The 17,916-nt window shown below is 64.5% G+C and carries 18 protein-coding genes; 12 read left to right on the top strand and 6 right to left on the bottom strand.

Annotated features, from left to right (window positions below; translation table 11 throughout):
- Positions 1 to 253: 253 nt before the first annotated feature.
- The 5 genes from AC5XE7_RS03340 to AC5XE7_RS03320 are packed head-to-tail and all read right to left on the bottom strand — an operon-like array spanning position 254 to position 4,758.
- A complete protein-coding gene (locus tag AC5XE7_RS03340; RefSeq protein ID WP_495364785.1) occupies positions 254 to 595 on the bottom strand; it encodes a hypothetical protein in 342 nt (113 codons plus the stop codon).
- Positions 592 to 1,383 carry an ABC transporter ATP-binding protein gene (locus tag AC5XE7_RS03335; RefSeq protein WP_495364784.1) on the bottom strand — a complete coding sequence of 264 codons (792 nt, stop codon included), beginning with the start codon at positions 1,381 to 1,383 and terminating at the stop codon, positions 592 to 594. The genes AC5XE7_RS03340 and AC5XE7_RS03335 overlap by 4 nt, the downstream gene beginning before the upstream one ends.
- On the bottom strand, positions 1,377 to 2,369 hold the full coding sequence (locus AC5XE7_RS03330; protein WP_495364943.1) for an ABC transporter permease: 993 nt from the start codon (positions 2,367 to 2,369) through the stop codon (positions 1,377 to 1,379). The genes AC5XE7_RS03335 and AC5XE7_RS03330 overlap by 7 nt, the downstream gene beginning before the upstream one ends.
- Positions 2,370 to 2,394: 25 nt before the next feature.
- Complete coding sequence (locus AC5XE7_RS03325; protein WP_495364783.1) at positions 2,395 to 3,429, bottom strand: ABC transporter substrate-binding protein; 1,035 nt, start codon at positions 3,427 to 3,429, stop codon at positions 2,395 to 2,397.
- Between the two features lie 30 nt (positions 3,430 to 3,459).
- Positions 3,460 to 4,758 carry an O-acetylhomoserine aminocarboxypropyltransferase/cysteine synthase family protein gene (locus AC5XE7_RS03320; protein ID WP_495364782.1) on the bottom strand — a complete coding sequence of 433 codons (1,299 nt, stop codon included), beginning with the start codon at positions 4,756 to 4,758 and terminating at the stop codon, positions 3,460 to 3,462.
- 527 nt (positions 4,759 to 5,285) lie between these two features.
- On the opposite strand from AC5XE7_RS03320, the gene AC5XE7_RS03315 reads away from it, so the two are divergent.
- The 4 genes from AC5XE7_RS03315 (at position 5,286) to AC5XE7_RS03300 (ending at position 7,510) form a co-directional block, all read left to right on the top strand.
- Positions 5,286 to 5,810 carry a carboxymuconolactone decarboxylase family protein gene (locus tag AC5XE7_RS03315; protein ID WP_495364781.1) on the top strand — a complete coding sequence of 175 codons (525 nt, stop codon included), beginning with the start codon at positions 5,286 to 5,288 and terminating at the stop codon, positions 5,808 to 5,810.
- Between the two features lies 1 nt (position 5,811).
- Positions 5,812 to 6,618 carry an SDR family oxidoreductase gene (locus AC5XE7_RS03310; protein WP_495364779.1) on the top strand — a complete coding sequence of 269 codons (807 nt, stop codon included), beginning with the start codon at positions 5,812 to 5,814 and terminating at the stop codon, positions 6,616 to 6,618.
- 277 nt (positions 6,619 to 6,895) lie between these two features.
- Positions 6,896 to 7,210 carry a type II toxin-antitoxin system RelE/ParE family toxin gene (locus AC5XE7_RS03305; protein ID WP_495364778.1) on the top strand — a complete coding sequence of 105 codons (315 nt, stop codon included), beginning with the start codon at positions 6,896 to 6,898 and terminating at the stop codon, positions 7,208 to 7,210.
- 3 nt (positions 7,211 to 7,213) lie between these two features.
- Entirely contained in the window at positions 7,214 to 7,510 is a 297-nt protein-coding gene (locus tag AC5XE7_RS03300; protein ID WP_495364777.1) for a helix-turn-helix domain-containing protein, read from the top strand.
- A gap of 61 nt (positions 7,511 to 7,571) precedes the next feature.
- Here AC5XE7_RS03300 and AC5XE7_RS03295 read toward each other — a convergent pair whose 3' ends face one another.
- Entirely contained in the window at positions 7,572 to 8,639 is a 1,068-nt protein-coding gene (locus AC5XE7_RS03295; RefSeq protein WP_495364776.1) for an acyltransferase family protein, read from the bottom strand.
- A 455-nt stretch (positions 8,640 to 9,094) separates the two neighbouring features.
- On the opposite strand from AC5XE7_RS03295, the gene AC5XE7_RS03290 reads away from it, so the two are divergent.
- From AC5XE7_RS03290 to AC5XE7_RS03255, 8 genes are all read left to right on the top strand, one after another.
- The gene (locus tag AC5XE7_RS03290; protein WP_239801494.1) at positions 9,095 to 10,114 is read left to right on the top strand and encodes an ABC transporter substrate-binding protein; all 1,020 of its coding nucleotides are present in this window, start codon (positions 9,095 to 9,097) and stop codon (positions 10,112 to 10,114) included.
- An 8-nt stretch (positions 10,115 to 10,122) separates the two neighbouring features.
- Positions 10,123 to 10,917, top strand: a complete 795-nt coding sequence (locus AC5XE7_RS03285) for an ABC transporter ATP-binding protein (RefSeq protein ID WP_183832091.1) — start codon at positions 10,123 to 10,125, stop codon at positions 10,915 to 10,917.
- Positions 10,918 to 10,919: 2 nt separating this feature from the next.
- Entirely contained in the window at positions 10,920 to 11,747 is an 828-nt protein-coding gene (locus AC5XE7_RS03280) for an ABC transporter permease (RefSeq protein WP_183832090.1), read from the top strand.
- Between the two features lie 21 nt (positions 11,748 to 11,768).
- Positions 11,769 to 12,506 carry a GntR family transcriptional regulator gene (locus AC5XE7_RS03275; protein WP_495364775.1) on the top strand — a complete coding sequence of 246 codons (738 nt, stop codon included), beginning with the start codon at positions 11,769 to 11,771 and terminating at the stop codon, positions 12,504 to 12,506.
- Positions 12,503 to 13,408 (top strand): Ldh family oxidoreductase, encoded by a 906-nt coding sequence (locus tag AC5XE7_RS03270; protein WP_495364774.1) that lies wholly within the window; start codon positions 12,503 to 12,505, stop codon positions 13,406 to 13,408. Before AC5XE7_RS03275 ends, AC5XE7_RS03270 begins: the two co-directional genes overlap by 4 nt.
- 5 nt (positions 13,409 to 13,413) lie before the next feature.
- Positions 13,414 to 14,757: an acyl-CoA thioester hydrolase/BAAT C-terminal domain-containing protein gene (locus tag AC5XE7_RS03265; RefSeq protein WP_495364773.1), complete on the top strand. Its 1,344-nt coding sequence runs from the start codon at positions 13,414 to 13,416 to the stop codon at positions 14,755 to 14,757.
- A gap of 23 nt (positions 14,758 to 14,780) precedes the next feature.
- On the top strand, positions 14,781 to 15,653 hold the full coding sequence (locus tag AC5XE7_RS03260) for a DUF1684 domain-containing protein (RefSeq protein ID WP_495364772.1): 873 nt from the start codon (positions 14,781 to 14,783) through the stop codon (positions 15,651 to 15,653).
- A gap of 229 nt (positions 15,654 to 15,882) precedes the next feature.
- The gene (locus AC5XE7_RS03255) at positions 15,883 to 17,781 is read left to right on the top strand and encodes a sigma-54-dependent Fis family transcriptional regulator (protein WP_495364771.1); all 1,899 of its coding nucleotides are present in this window, start codon (positions 15,883 to 15,885) and stop codon (positions 17,779 to 17,781) included.
- Positions 17,782 to 17,916 lie beyond the last annotated feature (135 nt).

Raw genomic sequence — 17,916 nt, 5'->3', positions numbered from 1 at the left:
CGGAAGACTTGCGGATGAGCATCGGGCGGCCGGATGCACGCATGCGCACCGATACCTCAGGCGCCGTGGAAATGTCGCTGATGCGCCATTTCCGTCTGCCTTCGGAGGTCCTGCGCCTGCCTCAGCCGCGTATGGTTTCCGGTCGGAACATCATGGCTCCGCCACCGGATGCAAGACATGGGATTTTCGTGAAGGTATCGAACGAACGGCAAAAGCAGGGCCGTCCCCTTGCCTCCTGTAACGGCCCAACCGGCTAGTCGCGCGCGCCGTCGCGCAGGCCGGTATTTTGCCCGCCGCCATCTTTCCTCGTTCCGGCCGCCAGCGCCAGCAAGCTGATGGCGGTGCCGATCCACAGAAGTTCGGCTGAATAGCGTTTGATGCCGAGGAAATGCCACTCCTTGCACAGCGACATGGCCAGCGAACACAGGTCCGAGGTCTGGAGCAGGCATGGCAGAGTGCGCTGCGGCGCCATGCCGGTATTGGCGATCACCTGTCCGTAGACGACGCCCCACCACACGATCGCAAGCCCAACCAGCGCGGGCCCGAGAACTTCCAGCAGCTTCACCAGCCTGCCGGGCAGAAGGAACCGCTTCATGCGCCATATCCCATGATGGAGAGAATATCGTGACGCAGGCGCACGATACCGGCATCGTCGCGCCGGCGCGGATGGGGCAGGTCGATGGCGATGTCCGCCCTGATCGCGGCTGGCCGGTCGCTCAGCACGATCACCCGGTTGGCAAGCAGCAGGGCTTCCTCGACATCGTGGGTCACGAGCAGCGCGGTGTAGCCCGCACTCTGCCAGAGCCGAAGCAGCTCATCCTGCATGGCAAGACGCGTGAGCGAATCGAGCTTGCCGAGCGGCTCATCGAGCAGCAGCAGGCGCGGATCGTTGACCAGCGCGCGGGCCAGCGCTGCGCGCTGCGCCATGCCGCCCGAAAGCTGGTGCGGATAGGCGCCGGCGAAATCCGAAAGCCCGACCAGATCCACCGCCGCATCGATGCGCGCCTGTGCTTCCCCCACGATGCCTCTCGCCTGCGGTCCGATGGCGACATTGTCGCGCACGCTGCGCCATGGAAACAGGGTCGGGTCCTGAAACACCAGAACACGCGCCGGATCAGGCCCGGTGACGGCTTGCCCGTCGGCGAGCACCACACCCGATGCGGGGATATCGAGACCGGCGGCCAGACGCAGCAAGGTGGACTTGCCGCAGCCGGAAGGCCCGAGCAGCGCCACGAAATCACCCGCCGTGATTTCCAGATCGATGCCGGCCAGCACCGGCAGCGGCTTTCCATCCAGCCTGAATTCATGGGAAATGCCACGAAAGCTCAGCGCAAGACCGGACACGGTTTCGGCTGCGCTGGCGGCAGTTGCGGCCGCTACCATTGCACCACCCCCTTCTGCCAGTCGAGCACCCTGTCGCGCACCACGAACAGCAGCTTGACCAGACCCGAGCACAGCAGCGCCATGATGATCAGCATGGCATAGACATTGGCATAGGCCGAATAGGCGGTCTGGAACTGGAGATACCAGCCGAGGCCGTATTTCGCGCCGAGCATCTCGGCCACAACCAGCACGGCGAACGAGTAGTAGAGCCCCATGAACAGGCCGACGAAGACATTCGGCAGGGCCGCCGGAATGGCCACCCGCAGCACCAGAAAGCGGCTGTCGGCGCCCAGCGTGCGGGCAACGTCGTAATAGGCCCGGTTGACCTGACCGACCCCTGAAGCGGTGAGGATGGCCACCGGGATTCCGGATGCCAGCGCGACGAGGAAGATGCTGGCCTGAAAGGTCGTCGGGAACAGGAAGAAGGTCGCCGGGATCCACGCACTGGCCGGCACCGGCCCGATCAGCTTGAGCACCGGCATGCCCCAGTAGGAAAAGCTCTTCGACCAGCCAAGGCAAACACCGATCACAAAGCCGACGGCAATCCCTGAGAAGAAGCCGATCGACCACAGCCGCGCCGTATAGGCGATGCAGATCAGGATGCGCTCCCAGTCCACGATATAGACGTGCAGCAGGCCGTGCGGTGGCGAGAAAAACGGCTTGGGCATCCAGCCGAGCTTGGCGGTGATCAGTTCCCAGAGCGCGAACCAGATCCCCAGCGCGATCGCCCATGGGCCATACCAGGCGATCGGATCACGCGCCCGGCCAAGCCGATCGATGCCGAAGCCGAGCAGGGCGAAAATTCCGGCCCCGCCGACCAGCAGCCCGGCAAAGATATTGGCGCTGCCCCATGGCACGACGTCCGGAAGCCCGATGGTGATCGCCGCCGCCAACAGCCAGGCCGCAGCAGCATAGAAGCCCGGCCACCACAGCCGCCGGGCATTTACAGCGCTTCCATAACCGTCGGACCGCACGTTTTCCGTCACGCTGCTCAATTTTCCGACCTCTTGCTCAGGCCAGAATGTCGATGGTGACACGATCGGCCAGTTCGCGGCTGTCGGTCGTCGGATCGAGCACCTTGATCAGCGAAAGGTCATCCGCCGCCCATTTTACCTGCTCCACCAGTTCCTTGCCGACCGGGTGGTTGTGCAGGTCCCACGATGCGATGTTGTCGTGAATGTCTTGCAGCGGAAAACCGGGATTGAGGTTCTTTACGAACCAGTCGGCCACCTTGTCGGGATTGGCGGCGGCGAATTCGTGCAGCTCGATATTGGCTTCCGCCAGCCGGCGCACGGCATCGCGATTGGCTTCAAGGAAATTCGAGTTGACGCCCAGAACGCAGCACACCGCGCCCTCGAACACGCCGCTTTGGGTGTTGTAGACCTCATGCAGGTCGAATTTCTTCTTGTGCGCATAGGCCCATGGATCGAGATGGGCGAGCGCATCGGCCTCGCCACGCCCCACCACCTCGCCGACCAGATCGAACGGCACGTTCAGCCACTCCACGTCGCGCTCGGGGTCGAGCCCTGCCTTGGCCAGCGCCACCTGAAACGAGTGCTTGGGCGGGCTCGCCACATCGTAGGAAGCGATCTTCTTTCCCTTCAGGTCTTCCAGCCTGGTGATGCCGGAAGATTTCGAGGCCAGCAGCCGCGTGCAGCCGCCATGCGAGCCGACGAAAAGTTTTACGTCCAGCCCCTGCTCCAGCGGCTTGACCCAGTCGTAGAGCAGGCCTGCTCCGGCATCGGTCTTGTTGGTGGCGATGGACTGGATCAGCGTCTGCCCGCTGGCCCCCTGATAAAACAGCTCCACGTCGAGCCCGTGCTTTGCATAGACCCCTTCCGACACACCATAGGCGACAGGCGAGTGGCAGGCCGCGAACTCGGTCCACGACAGCCTGATCTTCGTGGGATTGCCCGCCGTGGCAAAGCCCGGCGACGGGCGCGACAGCACGCCACCTGCTGCCACGCCCGCGCCCAGCGCCCCCGCCGCGCCAAGGAATTTCCGGCGGGAGATGCCTTTCGCCCCGATTTCGGATGTGCCGCTCATAACCGTCCCTCTCGATTTTTGTGAAGCTGCTCAGGCCTGTTCCAGAGCCTGCGAAAGATCGCGGATGAGATCGTCCGCATCCTCGATGCCGATCGACAGGCGCACATAGCCGGGGGTCACGCCCGTCGCGATCTGGTCTTCCTCCGAAAGCTGCGAATGCGTCGTGGTGGACGGGTGGATGGCCAGCGAACGCGCATCGCCGATATTGGCGACGTGATAGAAAAGCTGAAGCGCGTTGATGAAGCCGCGCCCCGCCTCGCGCCCGCCCTTCAGCTCGAAGCCGAGCAGCGCGCCATAGCTTCCGGGCTTCAGATAGGCCTCGGCCCGCCGCTTTTCCTCGCCGGTCGCATAACGCGGGAAGATGACCTTCGAGACCTTGGGGTGACCTTGCAGGTACTCGGCCACCTTCACCGCGTTCTCATTGTGCTGGCGGATGCGCAGCGGCAGCGTCTCCAGCCCCTGAATGAGCTGGAAGGCGTTGAACGGGCTGATGGCGGCGCCCACGTCGCGCAGCAGCACGGTGCGTGCGCGCAGCACATAGGCGACCGGCCCGAGAGGCTTCGCCGCCTCCACCCATACCTTGCCGTGATAGCTGGGATCGGGCTGGTTCAGCGTGGGGAAGCGTCCGGCGTGCTCCTCCCACGGAAAGTTGCCGCCATCGACGATGGCGCCGCCGATCGAGGTGCCGTGACCGCCGATATATTTGGTGGCCGAATAGACGACAGCCGCGGCACCATGCTCCAGAGGCCTGATGATCAGCGGAGCGGCCGTGTTGTCGACGATCAGCGGCACGCCGAGTTCGCGCCCGATATCCGCCACTTCGCGGATCGGGAAGACGTTGAGCTTCGGGTTGGGCAGGGATTCCGCATAATAGGCTTTGGTGCGCTCATCCGTCGCCCGACGGAAATTCTCCGGATCGGAAGGGTCGACGAAACGAACCTCGACGCCGAAATGCTTCAGCGTTGCGGCAAACAGCGCCCATGTGCCGCCATAGAGATCTGTGGCGCTCACCACATTGTCGCCGGCGCCGGCAAGATTGAGGATGGAGTAGGCCGATGCCGTCTGGCCGGACGCCACCGCCAGCGCCGCAGCACCACCCTCCAGAGCCGCCAGCCGCTGCTCGAAGGCATCCTGAGTGGGGTTGGAAACGCGGGTGTAGATATGGCCATCCTCATCCAATGAGAACAGCTTATCGGCATGATCGGTGTCCCGAAACTGGTAGGACGTGGTCTGATAGATCGGCACCGCAACCGCGCCGGTGGCGGAATCGGACCGATAGGTGCCCCCGTGCAGGGCCAGAGTCTCAGGCTTCAGATTTTCAATGCTCATGATCTTCTTCGTATTTTTCGGATGGGAAAGTTCAGGCAGGTCGCGAAAAGCGTGGGCTGACCGTCCAGATGATCGGCTCAGGCTCCAGAAACGTGTGCAGGATCTGAGATCCGTCCTGACTGGAAATAAGAAAATTTATATCAGATGAATGTAATTCATCACCGAATGAGCACCGACATTCGTTACGTTTGGAAGATTCAATTTCCAAATTGCTTACAAGCGCAGAATATATTCGCTTAATAAAACCGCTCATTGCCGAATGCTCATTGCGTTGACTTGCATTACGATCACACAAAGCAGCGCATCTTTTTAAGCCTGCGAAAACCAAAGCACCCCGCGAGAAGGGAAAATTTCACCCGCCGTCGCCCGAAGGCGAAGCAAATCCGTTTTCCGCTGCGGGGAAACGACGTGCGGGGAAGTGCGCGCGCCCGGAGAATTTTTCCCCGAACGGACAAGGCCGCGAGCGGTGGCTTGCTCGGGAGAGGCCGTCACCGGGGCTAGAATGCCCCCGCACAAGGAGAGCATCGATGCCACACATCAGCCAGATCGATTACGCGACGGCCGCACCCGACATCCGGGAGGCGCATGACGAGGAGGTTCGCGCGCGCGGCCATGTCACCAACATGAAGCGCACGCTCCTGCATTCGCCGCCGGCCTACCGGGCCTATATGGAATGGTACACGCTGCGCGACGAGCTTGCGAAGGTGCTGCCGGACCGGGCGTTCTGGCTTTACTCCCACGCTATTTCCGCGGCCAGCGACTGCCTGATCTGCACCCTCTTCTTCCGCCGTGCGCTGATCGATGCGGGTTTTTCGCCGGAGGAATTCCAGCCGGACGAGGAAGAACAGCTGCTGATCGATTTCGGACAGGCGATCGCGCGCAACTCCAACGCGGTGCCGCCAGACATATGGGCGAGGATCAGCGAACGCTACGACGAGAAGACGCGAGTCGATCTGGTGGCCTTTGCCGGGCTGATGATCGCCACCAACATCTTCAACAATGTCGTGGAGGTCAGCCCCGATCCCGAACTCGAACCCTACAGGAAAGCCTGACATGGCCGGCAGCTTCGACGGAAAGGTCGTCTTCATCACCGGCGCGGCCAACGGACAGGGCAAGGCCGCAGCGCTCGCTTTCGCCCGCGAGGGCGCATGGGTCGCAGGTTTCGACCTCGGCAGCAAACCGGGCTACCCTGCCTATGTCACGGAGGCATCGGAAGCGCTCGCCCGCGTGCAGAGCGAAATCGCAGCCGAAGGCGGCGCCTTCCTGCCTCTGACCGGCGACGTGCGCAGGCAGGACGACGTGCGCGCCGCGATCGAACGCACGGTGGAGGCTTTCGGCGGCCTCGACATCGTGTTCGGCAATGCGGGCATCGCGGCATATGGGCTCGCCCATGAACTCAGCGAGGAAGAATGGGATGCCGTTCTCGACATCAACCTCAAGGGCAACTGGCTGGTCGCCAGGCATGCCATACCGCACCTGAAGGCGCGCGGCAGCGGCGTCATCCTGTTCAATTCCTCGATTGCCGGCCTGCGCGGCCTCAACCGGCTGTCGCATTACTCGGCATCGAAGTTCGGTCTCGTCGGGCTGGCGAAGTCGCTGGCCATCGAGCTGGCACCCGACAACATCCGCGTCGTCACCGTCCACCCCACCGGCGTCAACACGCCCATGAATGACGGGCTGGCGGCGATGGAAGGCGCAACGCCGGAAGAAATCGCGGAGCGTTCGGCCGGCAATCTCCTGCCTGTACCGTGGATCGAGCCGGAAGACGTGGCCGAAGCGGTGCTGTTTCTGGCCAGCGAAAAGAGCAGGTTCGTGACCGGTTCCGGCTTCGTGCTCGATGCAGGGCTGCTGACCCGCTGAGCCTGCAAAGCGGATGGAAGAGCGCCGCCATCATACTCCTCCTTCCGCAACCTGTTTGCCGGCGAACGAAAGGGGACGGGGCCGGATCGTCTCCGGAAAATCCACGTCCGTCTTCCTTGCGCAGGCCATCACCACATTTTTCCCTTCTGGAGCAATCGGAAAAGTACGGAAATCCCGCACTAGTTCTTGACAGAAGTACGGAATTTCCGTATCAGTATCGCCAATGCAAACGGTCATCGAAACACCCGCTTATCTGGCGTCTGCAAAAGATGAAAACGTGACCGGGGAAGAACGCCACGAGATCGTTTCCTATATCGCGTCAAACCCGGATGCAGGCGACGTGATGGCCGGAACCGGCGGGGCGCGAAAATTGCGTTTCGGCGGGCGTGGCAGAGGAAAGAGTGGCGGTTACCGGATCATCACTTTCTATGCCGACGCAGAAATTCCGGTGTTCCTGCTCGATATCTACAGCAAGGATACACAGGCGAACCTTTCAAAGGCGGATCGAAACGAATTGCGCAAGATCCTGACCGCGCTTCCTGATGCATGGAGGGAACATGCCGGCAGGCAGGCAAAGAAGAACAGGAGCTAGGAAATGAGCAAGGCCGGATCACGAATTTTGCAGGGCGCACGCGAAGCGCTTGCCTTCGCCAGTGGCGAAGCCGGCACCAGCGACTACGGGGTACACATCCCTCCGCAGGTGGACGTGCGCGCTATTCGCAGGCAAACGGGGCTGTCCCAGAAGGAATTTGCTGCCCGATACGGATTTTCCTTCGGCCGCATCCGGGACTGGGAGCAGGGCCGCTCGCCGGTCGATGCTCCCTCGCGTATCCTTCTCACGATCATCCGCAACGAACCTGAAGCCGTTGAGCGGGCGCTGTCGGCAGCATAGCGGGACAAGCCCTTTTCCCTGCCAAGCCCCCGGCCCTGCAATGCAGGCCCCGGAAGCGTCTCTACCTGTTGCCTGTAGCGGCATGAGGATGGGCGGCGCCCTTCACCTTTCTCCTGCCGTTCAGGATGCGAAGCACCGGCTTCTCGACAAGCTCATGGATCACCAGACTGGCGATGCATGCCGTCACGATGCTGACCAGCGAGACCAGAAACACCGTGGCGGGATGCTCATAGCCGACGAAGCGTTTTGCAAGATAGGCCACGGCACCGATCACGAAGATATGCGACAGGTAAAGGGCGTAGGAAGCATCGCCGAGCTGTTCGAGCAGCTTCAGATGCCTGATCTTCGGTTCCAGAATGAGGCCAAGCAACAGCAGGCTTGCCGCCCACAGAACCTGTCCGGCAAAGCCGATCTGTTTCAGGAGCGGTGTTCCGTCATCAACGAAGACAAGTGCCACGCCGGCTATGGCCACCAATGCCAGCAGCCGGACGTGGCCCGTTTCGGAAGCAAAACCGCCATCGAGATATCGCCGGCCAATCCATGCGCCGATGACGAATGCCAGCGGCGATACCCCCAGATAGAATTCCAGGACAGGGCTGGAGGGAGCAAGCAGCAGTCCCGCCAGCCACATCGCGACGAAGAAGACCGTCAGCGCATAGACGCGCGCGCCCACGCCAAGAAACGCCAGCGCCGCGAACACGATATAGAAATAGACTTCGTAGTTGAGGGTCCATCCGAGAGACAGAATCGGGCTCGCACCGCCTCGTTCGGGCGCTTCGTGAACGATGAAGGCGAGCGACTGGAGATAATGGGACCACGTAAAGACAGTTGTCTGGAAAAGGTCCGGCGCAAGGGCGGCCAGCAGCGCCGCCAGGCTCGTGAAAATCCAGTAAAGCGGCACAATCCTTATGGCCCGTCGCTTCAGAAACACCGGCGCGGAAAAGGGGCCGCTTCCCGAAATATACACCATGATGAAGCCGCTGATCACAAAGAACAGGATCACGCCCAGACGACCCGCGGCGACGATCACGGGATCGTCCGCACCAATCTGGTGGGAAAACGCATGCGCGAACAGAACCAGCAGCGCGGCGCAGGCGCGAAGATATTGGATCGAATAAAGCTTCTTCACCTTCCCCTCACATCATTGCGGGTGGCCGGCGCCTTCCGACTGCCGCCGCAGGCACCGCAGAGATCGCACAACAGGCCTTTGCTGCTTTCCATACGCGCAAACCCTTAAGGTCTGACTGTCGACCGGGTGAAAATCTTTCACACTCAGGCCGGAATAAATTTCCGCCCTGAGCAAAAGAACGGAAGGTTTTTCCTTCCGTGGCAACCACTCTTCCAGCCAGATAGCGACCTGTTGCAAGAGCAGGACCGAAAACAAGGTCGGCTCATCCTGCATGCCAGACCAAAGCAGCCGTTGCTTTGGAATATCTGGTTGCAAGACTGATGCATCAGAGTTACATCACAGTGTCCGGTTGGACCATCTGATCACGCGCGAAAGGTCTTCGCCTCCGGGCCGTGACGGGATGTGGGATGCCGGCGCCGCAAGGACGCACTGGCGCACGAAAGGAAGTCTCGCGCATGTCATCAATCAGCCGTCGTGATCTCATCGCAGCCGCTGCCGCAGCGGCTCTGGCAGGCTCGTTCGCCGTCCCGGCCTTCGCGCAGGACCTGCCGAAGATCGAATTCCTCTATTCGCCCTATGCCGACTATGCGCCCTTCTTCGTCGCCGAGGAGCTTGGCTACTTCGACGACTTCGGCGTCGACGTGACGCTCTCTCCGAAGGGCGACACGGCAGAAACCATCCAGATGCTCGCTTCCGGCAACATCGAAGCCGGCGCCGCCACCTGGGCCTCCAGCCTGTTCAACGCGCTGGATCGCGGCGCCACGGTTGCGATCATCGCCACCTCGGCCCGCATGCCTTCGACCGTGCCTTCCCCCTCGCCTTTCATGGTTTCGCAGACCGCGTGGGATGCCGGCGTTCGCTCCGTCGCCGACCTCAAGGGCAAGCGCATCGGCATTCCCGGCCCCGGCGGCTTCGGCATGTTTTCCGTCGGCAAGGCGCTTGAAAAGGGCGGCCTGACCTTCGACGACGTGGAGCCGGTCTTCCTGCCGCCGCCCGCGACCGCCGCCGCCTTCGCTAACGGCGCGCTGGATGCCGGCTGGAGCATCGAGCCTTTCGCCGGCCAGCTGGAAAAGCAGGGCCTCGGCCGCCGTCTGGTCGAGGACCACACTTTCGGCACCGAACTCGGCCTGATCGCCTTCAATCAGGATTTCGTCGCCGCAAACGAGGATGCGGTGGTGAAGTTCATGGCGGCCTATCTCAAGGCTGCCCGCCTGCTCGACAATGGCGGATGGGAGGACGCGAAGATCCTCGACGTCGTGGCGAAATACACCGGCACCGAGCCCGACGCCCTGCGCGGCATTCCCTACACCGTGCGCTCGGAGGACGGCGCCATCGACATGGCCTCGGTGCGCGAGCAGGAGGAATTCTTCCGCAAGCGCGGCGCGCTCGAATATGACGGTCCGGTGGACATCGAAAGCGTCTACCGCGTCGATCTTCTCAAGCGTGCCAACGACCTGCTCGCAAGCAAGCCGTGAGGCCAGCGATGGATGAGGCAGCACGCCCGGCGGCGGCGCAGGAAACGAAACCGGCCGTCGAGGTCAGCCACCTGACAAAGGCCTTCTACGACAGCGAAGGCGACCGCGTCACCGTGGCCGTCTCCGACGTCAGCTTTTCCGTCAAGCGCGGCGAGTTCGTCTGCATCGTGGGCCCCAGCGGCTGCGGCAAGACCACGGTGCTGCGCATTCTTGCCGGCCTTGAAGAGCAGCTCAGCGGCACGGTGAAGCTGCACAGCGCCACGCCGCCGGCCATGGTGTTTCAGGAAGCTTCGGTTTTGCCGTGGCTGACGGTGTCGGAAAACATCGCCTTTCCTTTGAGCCTCAAGGGCGTTGCCCGCGCGGAAAAGGAAGCCCGCGTGCGCGACATGCTGGCGCTCACCGGCCTCACGGAATTCGCCACGGCCCGCCCGCACCAGCTTTCCGGCGGCATGAAGCAGCGCGTCTCGGTGGCGCGCGCGCTGGTCGACGACCGCGAGATCCTTTTGATGGACGAGCCCTTCGGCGCGCTCGACGAGCAGACCCGTCTCGTCCTCCAGCAGGAACTGCTGCGCATCTGGGAAACCACCGGCAAGACCGTCGTCTTCATTACCCACAGCGTCGACGAGGCGCTGACGCTGGCCGACCGCGTTCTGGTCATGTCGCCGCGTCCCGGCCGGCTGGTGGCCGACCTTGCGGTGCCGTTCGAGCGCCCGCGCGATGTCGTCGAGATGCGCCGCGACAAGCGCTTCTGGGATCTGACCTATGAGGTCTGGCGCCTGCTGGCCTCGCCCGTGGAGGCATGAAGATGAGCGCTGTTTCCACCAAAACCTCCGTTCATCTGACCGAAGACGAATGGCGCAGGCTCAAGGCGCCCGCACGCCGCGAGCGGATCTTCCGCATCGCCTCCTATTTCAGCCCGCTGCTGCTCCTGCTGCTGTGGGAGCTGTCTAGCCAGTTCAACCTCATCGACCGGCGCTTCTTTCCCGCACCCAGCGCCATTGCCGATACGGCATGGCGCATGATCGTGAGCCTTGAGCTGTTCCAGCACATCGGCGCGACGCTGCGCCGGGTGGGCATCGGCTACCTCATGGGTGCGGTTCCCGGCATCGTCATCGGGCTCATCCTGGGACTGTCGCAGCCGGTGCGCCGCGTGCTCGGCCCCATCTTCGCGGCGCTCTATCCCGTGCCGAAAATCGCCATCCTGCCGCTGATCCTGCTGATCTTCGGCGTCGGCGACGCCTCGAAATTCGTCGTCATCGCCATCGGCGTGTTCTTCCTCATGTTCTACAACACCATGGGCGGGGTGATGCAGACGCCGCAGATCTACATGGATGTGGCAAGAAACGCCGGCGCAACCCGCTTCCAGACGTTCTGGCGCGTGGCCTTTCCCGCCGCGCTGCCCAGCATCTTCACCGGGCTGAAGCTCGCGGCCGGTTCCTCCTATATCATCATCGCGGCCGCCGAGTTCCTCGGCGCGCGCAGCGGTGTCGGCTTCTTCATCTGGGCATCGTGGCAGACCTTCGCCGTCTCGCGCATGTTCGTCGGCATCGTGGTGATCTCGGTCATGGGCTACCTCACCATTCTGGCGCTTGAGGCGCTGGAGCGGCGGTTCGTGCCCTGGGCCAGGCATTGACGGGCTGAGGATCGCAAGCCCATGACCATCGACGCCGCTGACCCCATCCCCACTGGCCCCGCCCCCACCGCAAATGCACCTGTTTCGGAGCGCATCTATGCTGCGCTGCGGCAGGAGATCATGCGCTGTGAGATCGCGCCGGGGACGACGCTCGATGCGGCTTCGATCGCCCAGCGCTACGAGGTCTCGAAGACGCCGGTGCGCGATGCCATGCAGAAGCTTGCCGCCGACGGGCTGGTCGCGATCCTGCCGCGCAGCGGCTATCGCGTTGCCCCGATCACCTTTCAGGCGGTGCATGAAATCCTCGACCTGCGCGCTGCGATCGGACCGCACGCGGCAAGGCAGGCTGCCCGCTACGCCACCAGCGCCGACATCGCGGCGCTGCGCCAGATCGTTTCGGAATATGCCGCCCCGCTCGACATCGGCGCCATGCAGCAGGTCGCGCGCCGCTTCCACATCGCCATCGCCCGTTGCAGCCGCAACCGGCGCGTGGTCGCCCTTTCGGAGAACCTGTTCGACGAGCTGGAGCGGCTTTTGCGCTTCGCCATCGATTTCACCGTCAAGACCGGCGAGCATTCCGACGAGCATACGGCGCTGGTCGATGCCATCGAGGCAGGTGACGGCGAGCGCGCGGCAGCGATCGAGACCGCCCATATCAGGAGCAGCCGGGAATTCCTGATCGAGCGCCTGATGACGCTGGGCTATCTCTCCCAGAACGAAATCCAGACCGGCGGCACCGGGCGGAGCGCAGGCGAATGATCCGGGTTCACGATGCGGTGGAGCGCCTGTCGGCGGCTCTGGGCGGCAGTGCGGCCGCGAAGCTTGCAGCCTCGGCGCTGGTCGAGGCCGATGCGCTCGGCCTGCCGCGCTTCGGCATCGCCATGCTCGACGAGTGGACGGCGCAAGCCTCCGCCGTGCCGGAAGCCGTCGCGCCGCAGGCCGTAAGCTGGCTCGACTGTTCCGCTTGCTTTGCGCCGCTCGCCGTGGCCAGCGCGACGCTAGATCTGGCCGAGGCCACGCGCAGGCTTGGCATCGCCGCCGTCTTCCTGCGCGGCGTGCGGGGTTTTGGCCGCCTCGCTCCGTTCGTGCGCCATCTGGCCGATGCCGGCCTTGTCGGCATGGCGGGCGCCGAGGGCCCGCCTTTCGTGGCCCCGCATGGCGGCGCGCGGCCGGTGATCGGCACCAACCCCTTCGCGCTGGCCATGGGCCACGGCGATGACCGCGTCATCATCGACATTGCCAGCAGTTCCGCCACCATGGCCGACATCCGCAACGCCCGCACCGATGGCACGCCGTTGCGCGAAGGCATCGCGGTGGACGGCGAAGGCAGGCCCACCACCATTGCCGCCGAGGTGGCCGCGCTGCTGCCGCGCGGCGGCCAGATCGGCTCGCTGCTCGGCCTCGTCGTCGAACTGATGGCCGGCGTCGCCGGTGCCGGGCGGGGCGATCCGAAGGGCCGCGGCGTCTTCCTCCTCGCCTTCGATCCGGGAGCCGCGGAAGAACGCACCGGCTGGCAGGACAAGCTCGCCGCCCTGAAAAGCGACTGGACCGGCGGCGGCGGCTACTGGCCGCGCGGCGGCGCGGTGTTGCCGGACACCGTTCTGGACGACGACTTTGCCCGGCGCTTTGACGCCTATCTCGCGCGCATGAACACACGGTGATCCCGATGACGACGAAACCTGTTTCCGTACCCGTCTTTTCGATCGAGCCCGTCGATGCGCTGATCGATGAGCCGCGCCGCATCGTCGTTTCCGGTCTGGTGCCCGATGAACGCGTCGCCATTTCCGCCCGCACCCTGCGCGGCAACGGCGTCGAATGGATGAGCCAGGCGAGCTTCATGGCCGATGCCGATGGCGTGGTCGATCTCAGCCGCGACGCCCCGGTCGGCGGCGACTATGCCCGCGTCGCGCCGATGGGACCGGTCTGGAGCCAGCAACCCGTCGACGGCACCAGCAATGAAATTTTCCCCGTCGATGTCATGGTGCCGCTGCGCACCCTGCTCACCGTCGAAACCGTCGATGGGGCCAGCACCGATGCCGAACTTCTGCAGCGTTTCGCGTCTGTCGGCATCGGCCGCCGCGAGATCCGCGAGGACGGGCTGGTGGGCACGCTGTTCACCCCGGCCGAGCCCGGCCCTCACCCGGTCGTGGTGGTGCTGAACGGCTCGGGCGGCGGCATCAACGAACCGCGCGCGGCGCTGCTTGCCTCGCGCGGCTACACCGCCTTCGCGCTCGGCTATTTCAAGGCGCCGGGCCTGTCGCCCTACATCACCGAAACGCCGCTCGAATATCTGGAAGCGGGCCTGCGCTATGCGCATGCGAAGCTCGTGCCAAAGGACGGCTTTGTCGCTCTGAGCGGCCAGTCGCGCGGCGGTGAGCTGGCGCTGCTGCTTGGCGCCACCTTCCCCGATCTGGTATCGGCGGTCATCGCCTTCGTGCCCGGCGCCATGGTGCATGGCGCGCAGGGGGCAGGCGATCCGGCGCGCGGCGGCTGGCAGGGCGTGACCTGGACCCGCAATGGCGAGGCCCTGCCGCATCTGTGGGACAACAACAGCGCTGTGCACTGGCATCCATGGGCGGGCGCGGTGCCGCCGACACGCCATCACTCGGTTTTCTTCGAGGGCCTGAAGGATACGGAGCTGGCGGCCCGCGCCCGCATTCCGGTCGAAAAGATCGCCGGCCCGGTGCTGCTGATTTCCGGCCGCGACGACCGCGCATGGCCCTCCAGCCTCTATTCGCGCATGGTGGTGTCGACGCTGCGCCGGCACAACCATCCGCATCTGGTGCGCCATCTCGATTTCGACGACGCCGGCCACGCCATCAACATTCCCGTCGTGCCCTCCACGCAGCTGACCCGCGAGCATCCGGTCTCGAAGGTGCCCTACACCAATGGCGGCACGCCGGCCGGCAATGCCGCGGCCGATGTCGGCTCATGGCGCGGCGTTCTCGAATTCCTGGGCGAAGTCACCGGCACCACCGGAAAGCTTCCCAACGCCCCGGCCGACACCTGAATTCCCTGGAAAGGAAGAGCAACATGCCCACGACAGAACATCTGGAAGGCCAGTGGCGCGAATGGCGCTATGCCCATGTCGCCACCATGTTCCGCCCCTATGGCTGGACCTCGCTGGTTGCCCAGTACTGGCTGGAAGAGGGTGACAGGGATGTCAGCTTCGACATGCTGCCCGGCCTCTGGTCCGTCGAAGGCGGGCGCATCATGTTCACCCCGCCCACCTCCGGCCCGACCCTGTCGGTGAATGGCGAATATCCCGCCGCTCCGGTCGAGATCATCCCCGGCCGCAACCAGACCTATGGCCACGGCAAGAGCCTGCCGGTCTATTACGGCCTCAACGAGGTCGAGGCGATCCTGCGCACCACGCAGGACGGCAAGCCGCTCTATGGTGTGCGCGTGCGCGATCCGCGCCAGGCGGCGCGTCTTGAGGACGCCGGCGTCTCGGCTTTCGACTACGATCCCGCATGGCGCATTCCCGGCGTCTACACGCCGACCCCGAAGACCGAATATGAAGCGGAAACCGTGGAGGCGGGCGTGCGTGAATCGACCCCGCGCATCGGCACCTTCACCTTCCAGCACAATGGCAAAAGCTACAGCCTCGTGCTGATCGGCAAGGATACGCCGGCCGGCGTGCAGCCGGTGGCGCATATACGCGACAGGACCAGCGGCCCGGTGACCTATGGTGCGGGCCGGGTGATCGAGCTGCAATTCGCCGACGAGGCGAAGACGCGCATCGACTGGATCGACTTCAACTACGCGGTCGCCCTGCCCTGCGCCTTCACCAACTTCGTCACCTGCCCGCTGGCGCCTGCCGAAAACCAGCTCGACTTCGAGGTTCTGGCCGGTGAAAAGCGCCCCGCGCGGGATATCGTGCGGACCATGACCTATCAGGTCTGAGGTAAGCCCTGATCATGAGGTGTGGAAGAGTGCGCTCCATCGAGCGCTCTTCCGCCTTATCCATGGCGCTCATGGCGGCATTGATGCCGCTGCCTGCTGAAGCAGAGCATCACCCCCGAGACCTCTTCCTGAAACGGGGCACTGCCCTGCCCGCCGTCAGGCCTCTTGCCGATGCGGCAAGGGTGGCGCACACTGTGGGGAACGAGGAGGCTGGTTGTTGGGAGGCATCATGGCATCGGTGGAAACCGCCTCGGCGCTTGCCGCCTCATGGCAACGCTGCCGGGATGACTACAATCTCGATCCGAACGGGGCGTTCCCCCCTGCGCGGCTGACCGACAGCGAGATCCGCCAGCGGTTCGAGCGCACGCTCGACCGGGTGGAGTTCGGCTCGGGCGCCATGATCCATATGCGCAAGGTGGTCCGCGACACCGGCTACAGCGTGCTGTTCGCGGACCGGCTCGGAGTCGTCGTCAAGGATTTCTGCGATTCCGAGACCGCGCATCACCTGCGCGACAAGGGGTTGGCGCAGGGGTCGGTGTGGAACGAATCCGTCGTCGGCACCAACGGCATCGGCACCACGCTCGTCGAGCGCCACGGCACCTTCGTGATCGGCTCCGATCACTATCACAACCGGCTCAAGAAGTTCGTCTGCGTGTCCACGCCCATGGTCGATCCGGAAGGCGACATTCTCGGCGTTCTGACGCTGGCGGGCAATGCCGGCATCCAGCCGGGCGAAGCGAAGCTGCTGCACCGGCTGGTGAGGGACTCGGCCGGATGGATCGAGACGGCCCTGTTCCGCAACCGCTTCCGCAGCCATTTCCTGATCGGGCTGGCCCAGGCGCCCGACATCAACGGCGAGGTTTTCCAGTCCCTGCTGGCGGTGGATGACGGCGGCTTCGTCGCGGGCGCGTCCGAAAGCGCGCTGCGGCTTCTGGGCGCGGCGCGCGCGGATGTGCTGCGCCAGCCCGTCAGCGAACTGCTCGGCGTTCCCCTGCGCGCGCTGGAAGGTGGCGCGGGGCGCCTGCAACGGCTCGACACCCAGGGTGGCGATGCGCAATATGCCTACGCGTTTCCGAATGGCCGGCGCAGCAGCGTCATCGTCCAGCCGCCCGCATCCAGCGTCAGGCTGCGCGGGCCGGCGCGGCAGCCGGCGGCCGGACCCGGCTTCGAGCGCCTCGCGGGCAGCGAGCCGCGCATGCAGCGCAATGTCGAGCTGGCGCGCCGGGTCGCGGATGCCGACCTGCCCATCCTGCTGCAGGGCGAGACGGGCACCGGCAAGGAGGCCTTCGCCCGCGCCATCCATATGCATTCTGCGCGCAGCGACCGGCCGTTCGTGGCGGTCAACTGCGCGGCGATCCCCGAATCCCTGCTCGACAGCGAGCTGTTCGGATATGAGCCCGGCACCTTCACCGGCGGGCTGAAGCAGGGCAAGACCGGCAAGGTTCTGGCTTCGAGCGGCGGCACGCTGTTCCTCGACGAGATCGGCGACATGCCGCTGGAATTGCAGACCCGCCTGCTGCGGGTGCTTTCCGAGCGCGAAGTGACGCCGCTGGGGGCGGTCGAGCCGGTTCCGGTCGCGCTCAGCATCGTCTGCGCCACCCATCGCGATCTGGAACGCATGGTCGCGGAAGGCAGCTTCCGGCAGGATCTCTACTACCGCATCCACGGCGTGCGCATCGCGCTGCCGCCGCTGCGCGAACGCAGCGATCTGTGCGAGCTTATCCAGTCGCTGGCGGCAGGGCACAAGTGCGCCGCCGGGCCATTGTCGCTGTCGGCCGAAGCGCTGGAATGGCTGGTGTCGCACCCCTGGCCGGGCAACATCAGGCAATTGTCCAACGTGCTGCGCCTGCTGGCGCTGACCTGCGACGACGGGATCGTCGGGGTCCACGACCTGCCGGAAGAAATCCGGGCAGGGAGGCAGCCGGCCTCTCCGGACGAGGAGGGCCCGGCCGACGCGAACCGGGACAGCCTGCGCAACGCCAGCGACATGGCGCAGCGTCTGCGCATCCTGCAGGCGCTGCACGCGTGCAACTGGGCGGTTTCTAAGGCCGCACGGCACCTCGGCATCAGCCGTGCGACCCTGCATCGCCGCATGAAGGAATACGAACTGGCACGCCCGAACGGCTGACCGCTTCAGGTTCAGGGCCGCTTCCGGGCCCGCGTCGCAGGGTTGCGCCAGTCCTGTCTCAGTTCCGCGACACTGGTCGCAGGATTGCGCCTGCCATGGATGGCGCCCGGAGAAAAACCGCAAGGGTTTCCGGCT

This window comes from Aquamicrobium sp. YD-1-mutant5 (assembly GCF_059509755.1).
Note: the sequence above shows the minus strand (reverse complement) of the source record. Positions and strands in the feature narration are given on the sequence as shown.

Bases quoted from the DNA above. Each gene is read 5' to 3' on its own strand.
- AC5XE7_RS03340 (WP_495364785.1), bottom strand. From the start codon at position 595: ATGAAGCGGTTCCTTCTGCCCGGCAGGCTGGTGAAGCTGCTGGAAGTT.
- AC5XE7_RS03335 (WP_495364784.1), bottom strand. From the start codon at position 1,383: ATGGTAGCGGCCGCAACTGCCGCCAGCGCAGCCGAAACCGTGTCCGGT.
- AC5XE7_RS03325 (WP_495364783.1), bottom strand. From the start codon at position 3,429: ATGAGCGGCACATCCGAAATCGGGGCGAAAGGCATCTCCCGCCGGAAA.
- AC5XE7_RS03320 (WP_495364782.1), bottom strand. From the start codon at position 4,758: ATGAGCATTGAAAATCTGAAGCCTGAGACTCTGGCCCTGCACGGGGGC.
- AC5XE7_RS03315 (WP_495364781.1), top strand. From the start codon at position 5,286: ATGCCACACATCAGCCAGATCGATTACGCGACGGCCGCACCCGACATC.
- AC5XE7_RS03310 (WP_495364779.1), top strand. From the start codon at position 5,812: ATGGCCGGCAGCTTCGACGGAAAGGTCGTCTTCATCACCGGCGCGGCC.
- AC5XE7_RS03300 (WP_495364777.1), top strand. From the start codon at position 7,214: ATGAGCAAGGCCGGATCACGAATTTTGCAGGGCGCACGCGAAGCGCTT.
- AC5XE7_RS03290 (WP_239801494.1), top strand. From the start codon at position 9,095: ATGTCATCAATCAGCCGTCGTGATCTCATCGCAGCCGCTGCCGCAGCG.
- AC5XE7_RS03285 (WP_183832091.1), top strand. From the start codon at position 10,123: ATGGATGAGGCAGCACGCCCGGCGGCGGCGCAGGAAACGAAACCGGCC.
- AC5XE7_RS03280 (WP_183832090.1), top strand. From the start codon at position 10,920: ATGAGCGCTGTTTCCACCAAAACCTCCGTTCATCTGACCGAAGACGAA.
- AC5XE7_RS03275 (WP_495364775.1), top strand. From the start codon at position 11,769: ATGACCATCGACGCCGCTGACCCCATCCCCACTGGCCCCGCCCCCACC.
- AC5XE7_RS03270 (WP_495364774.1), top strand. From the start codon at position 12,503: ATGATCCGGGTTCACGATGCGGTGGAGCGCCTGTCGGCGGCTCTGGGC.
- AC5XE7_RS03265 (WP_495364773.1), top strand. From the start codon at position 13,414: ATGACGACGAAACCTGTTTCCGTACCCGTCTTTTCGATCGAGCCCGTC.
- AC5XE7_RS03260 (WP_495364772.1), top strand. From the start codon at position 14,781: ATGCCCACGACAGAACATCTGGAAGGCCAGTGGCGCGAATGGCGCTAT.
- AC5XE7_RS03255 (WP_495364771.1), top strand. From the start codon at position 15,883: ATGGCATCGGTGGAAACCGCCTCGGCGCTTGCCGCCTCATGGCAACGC.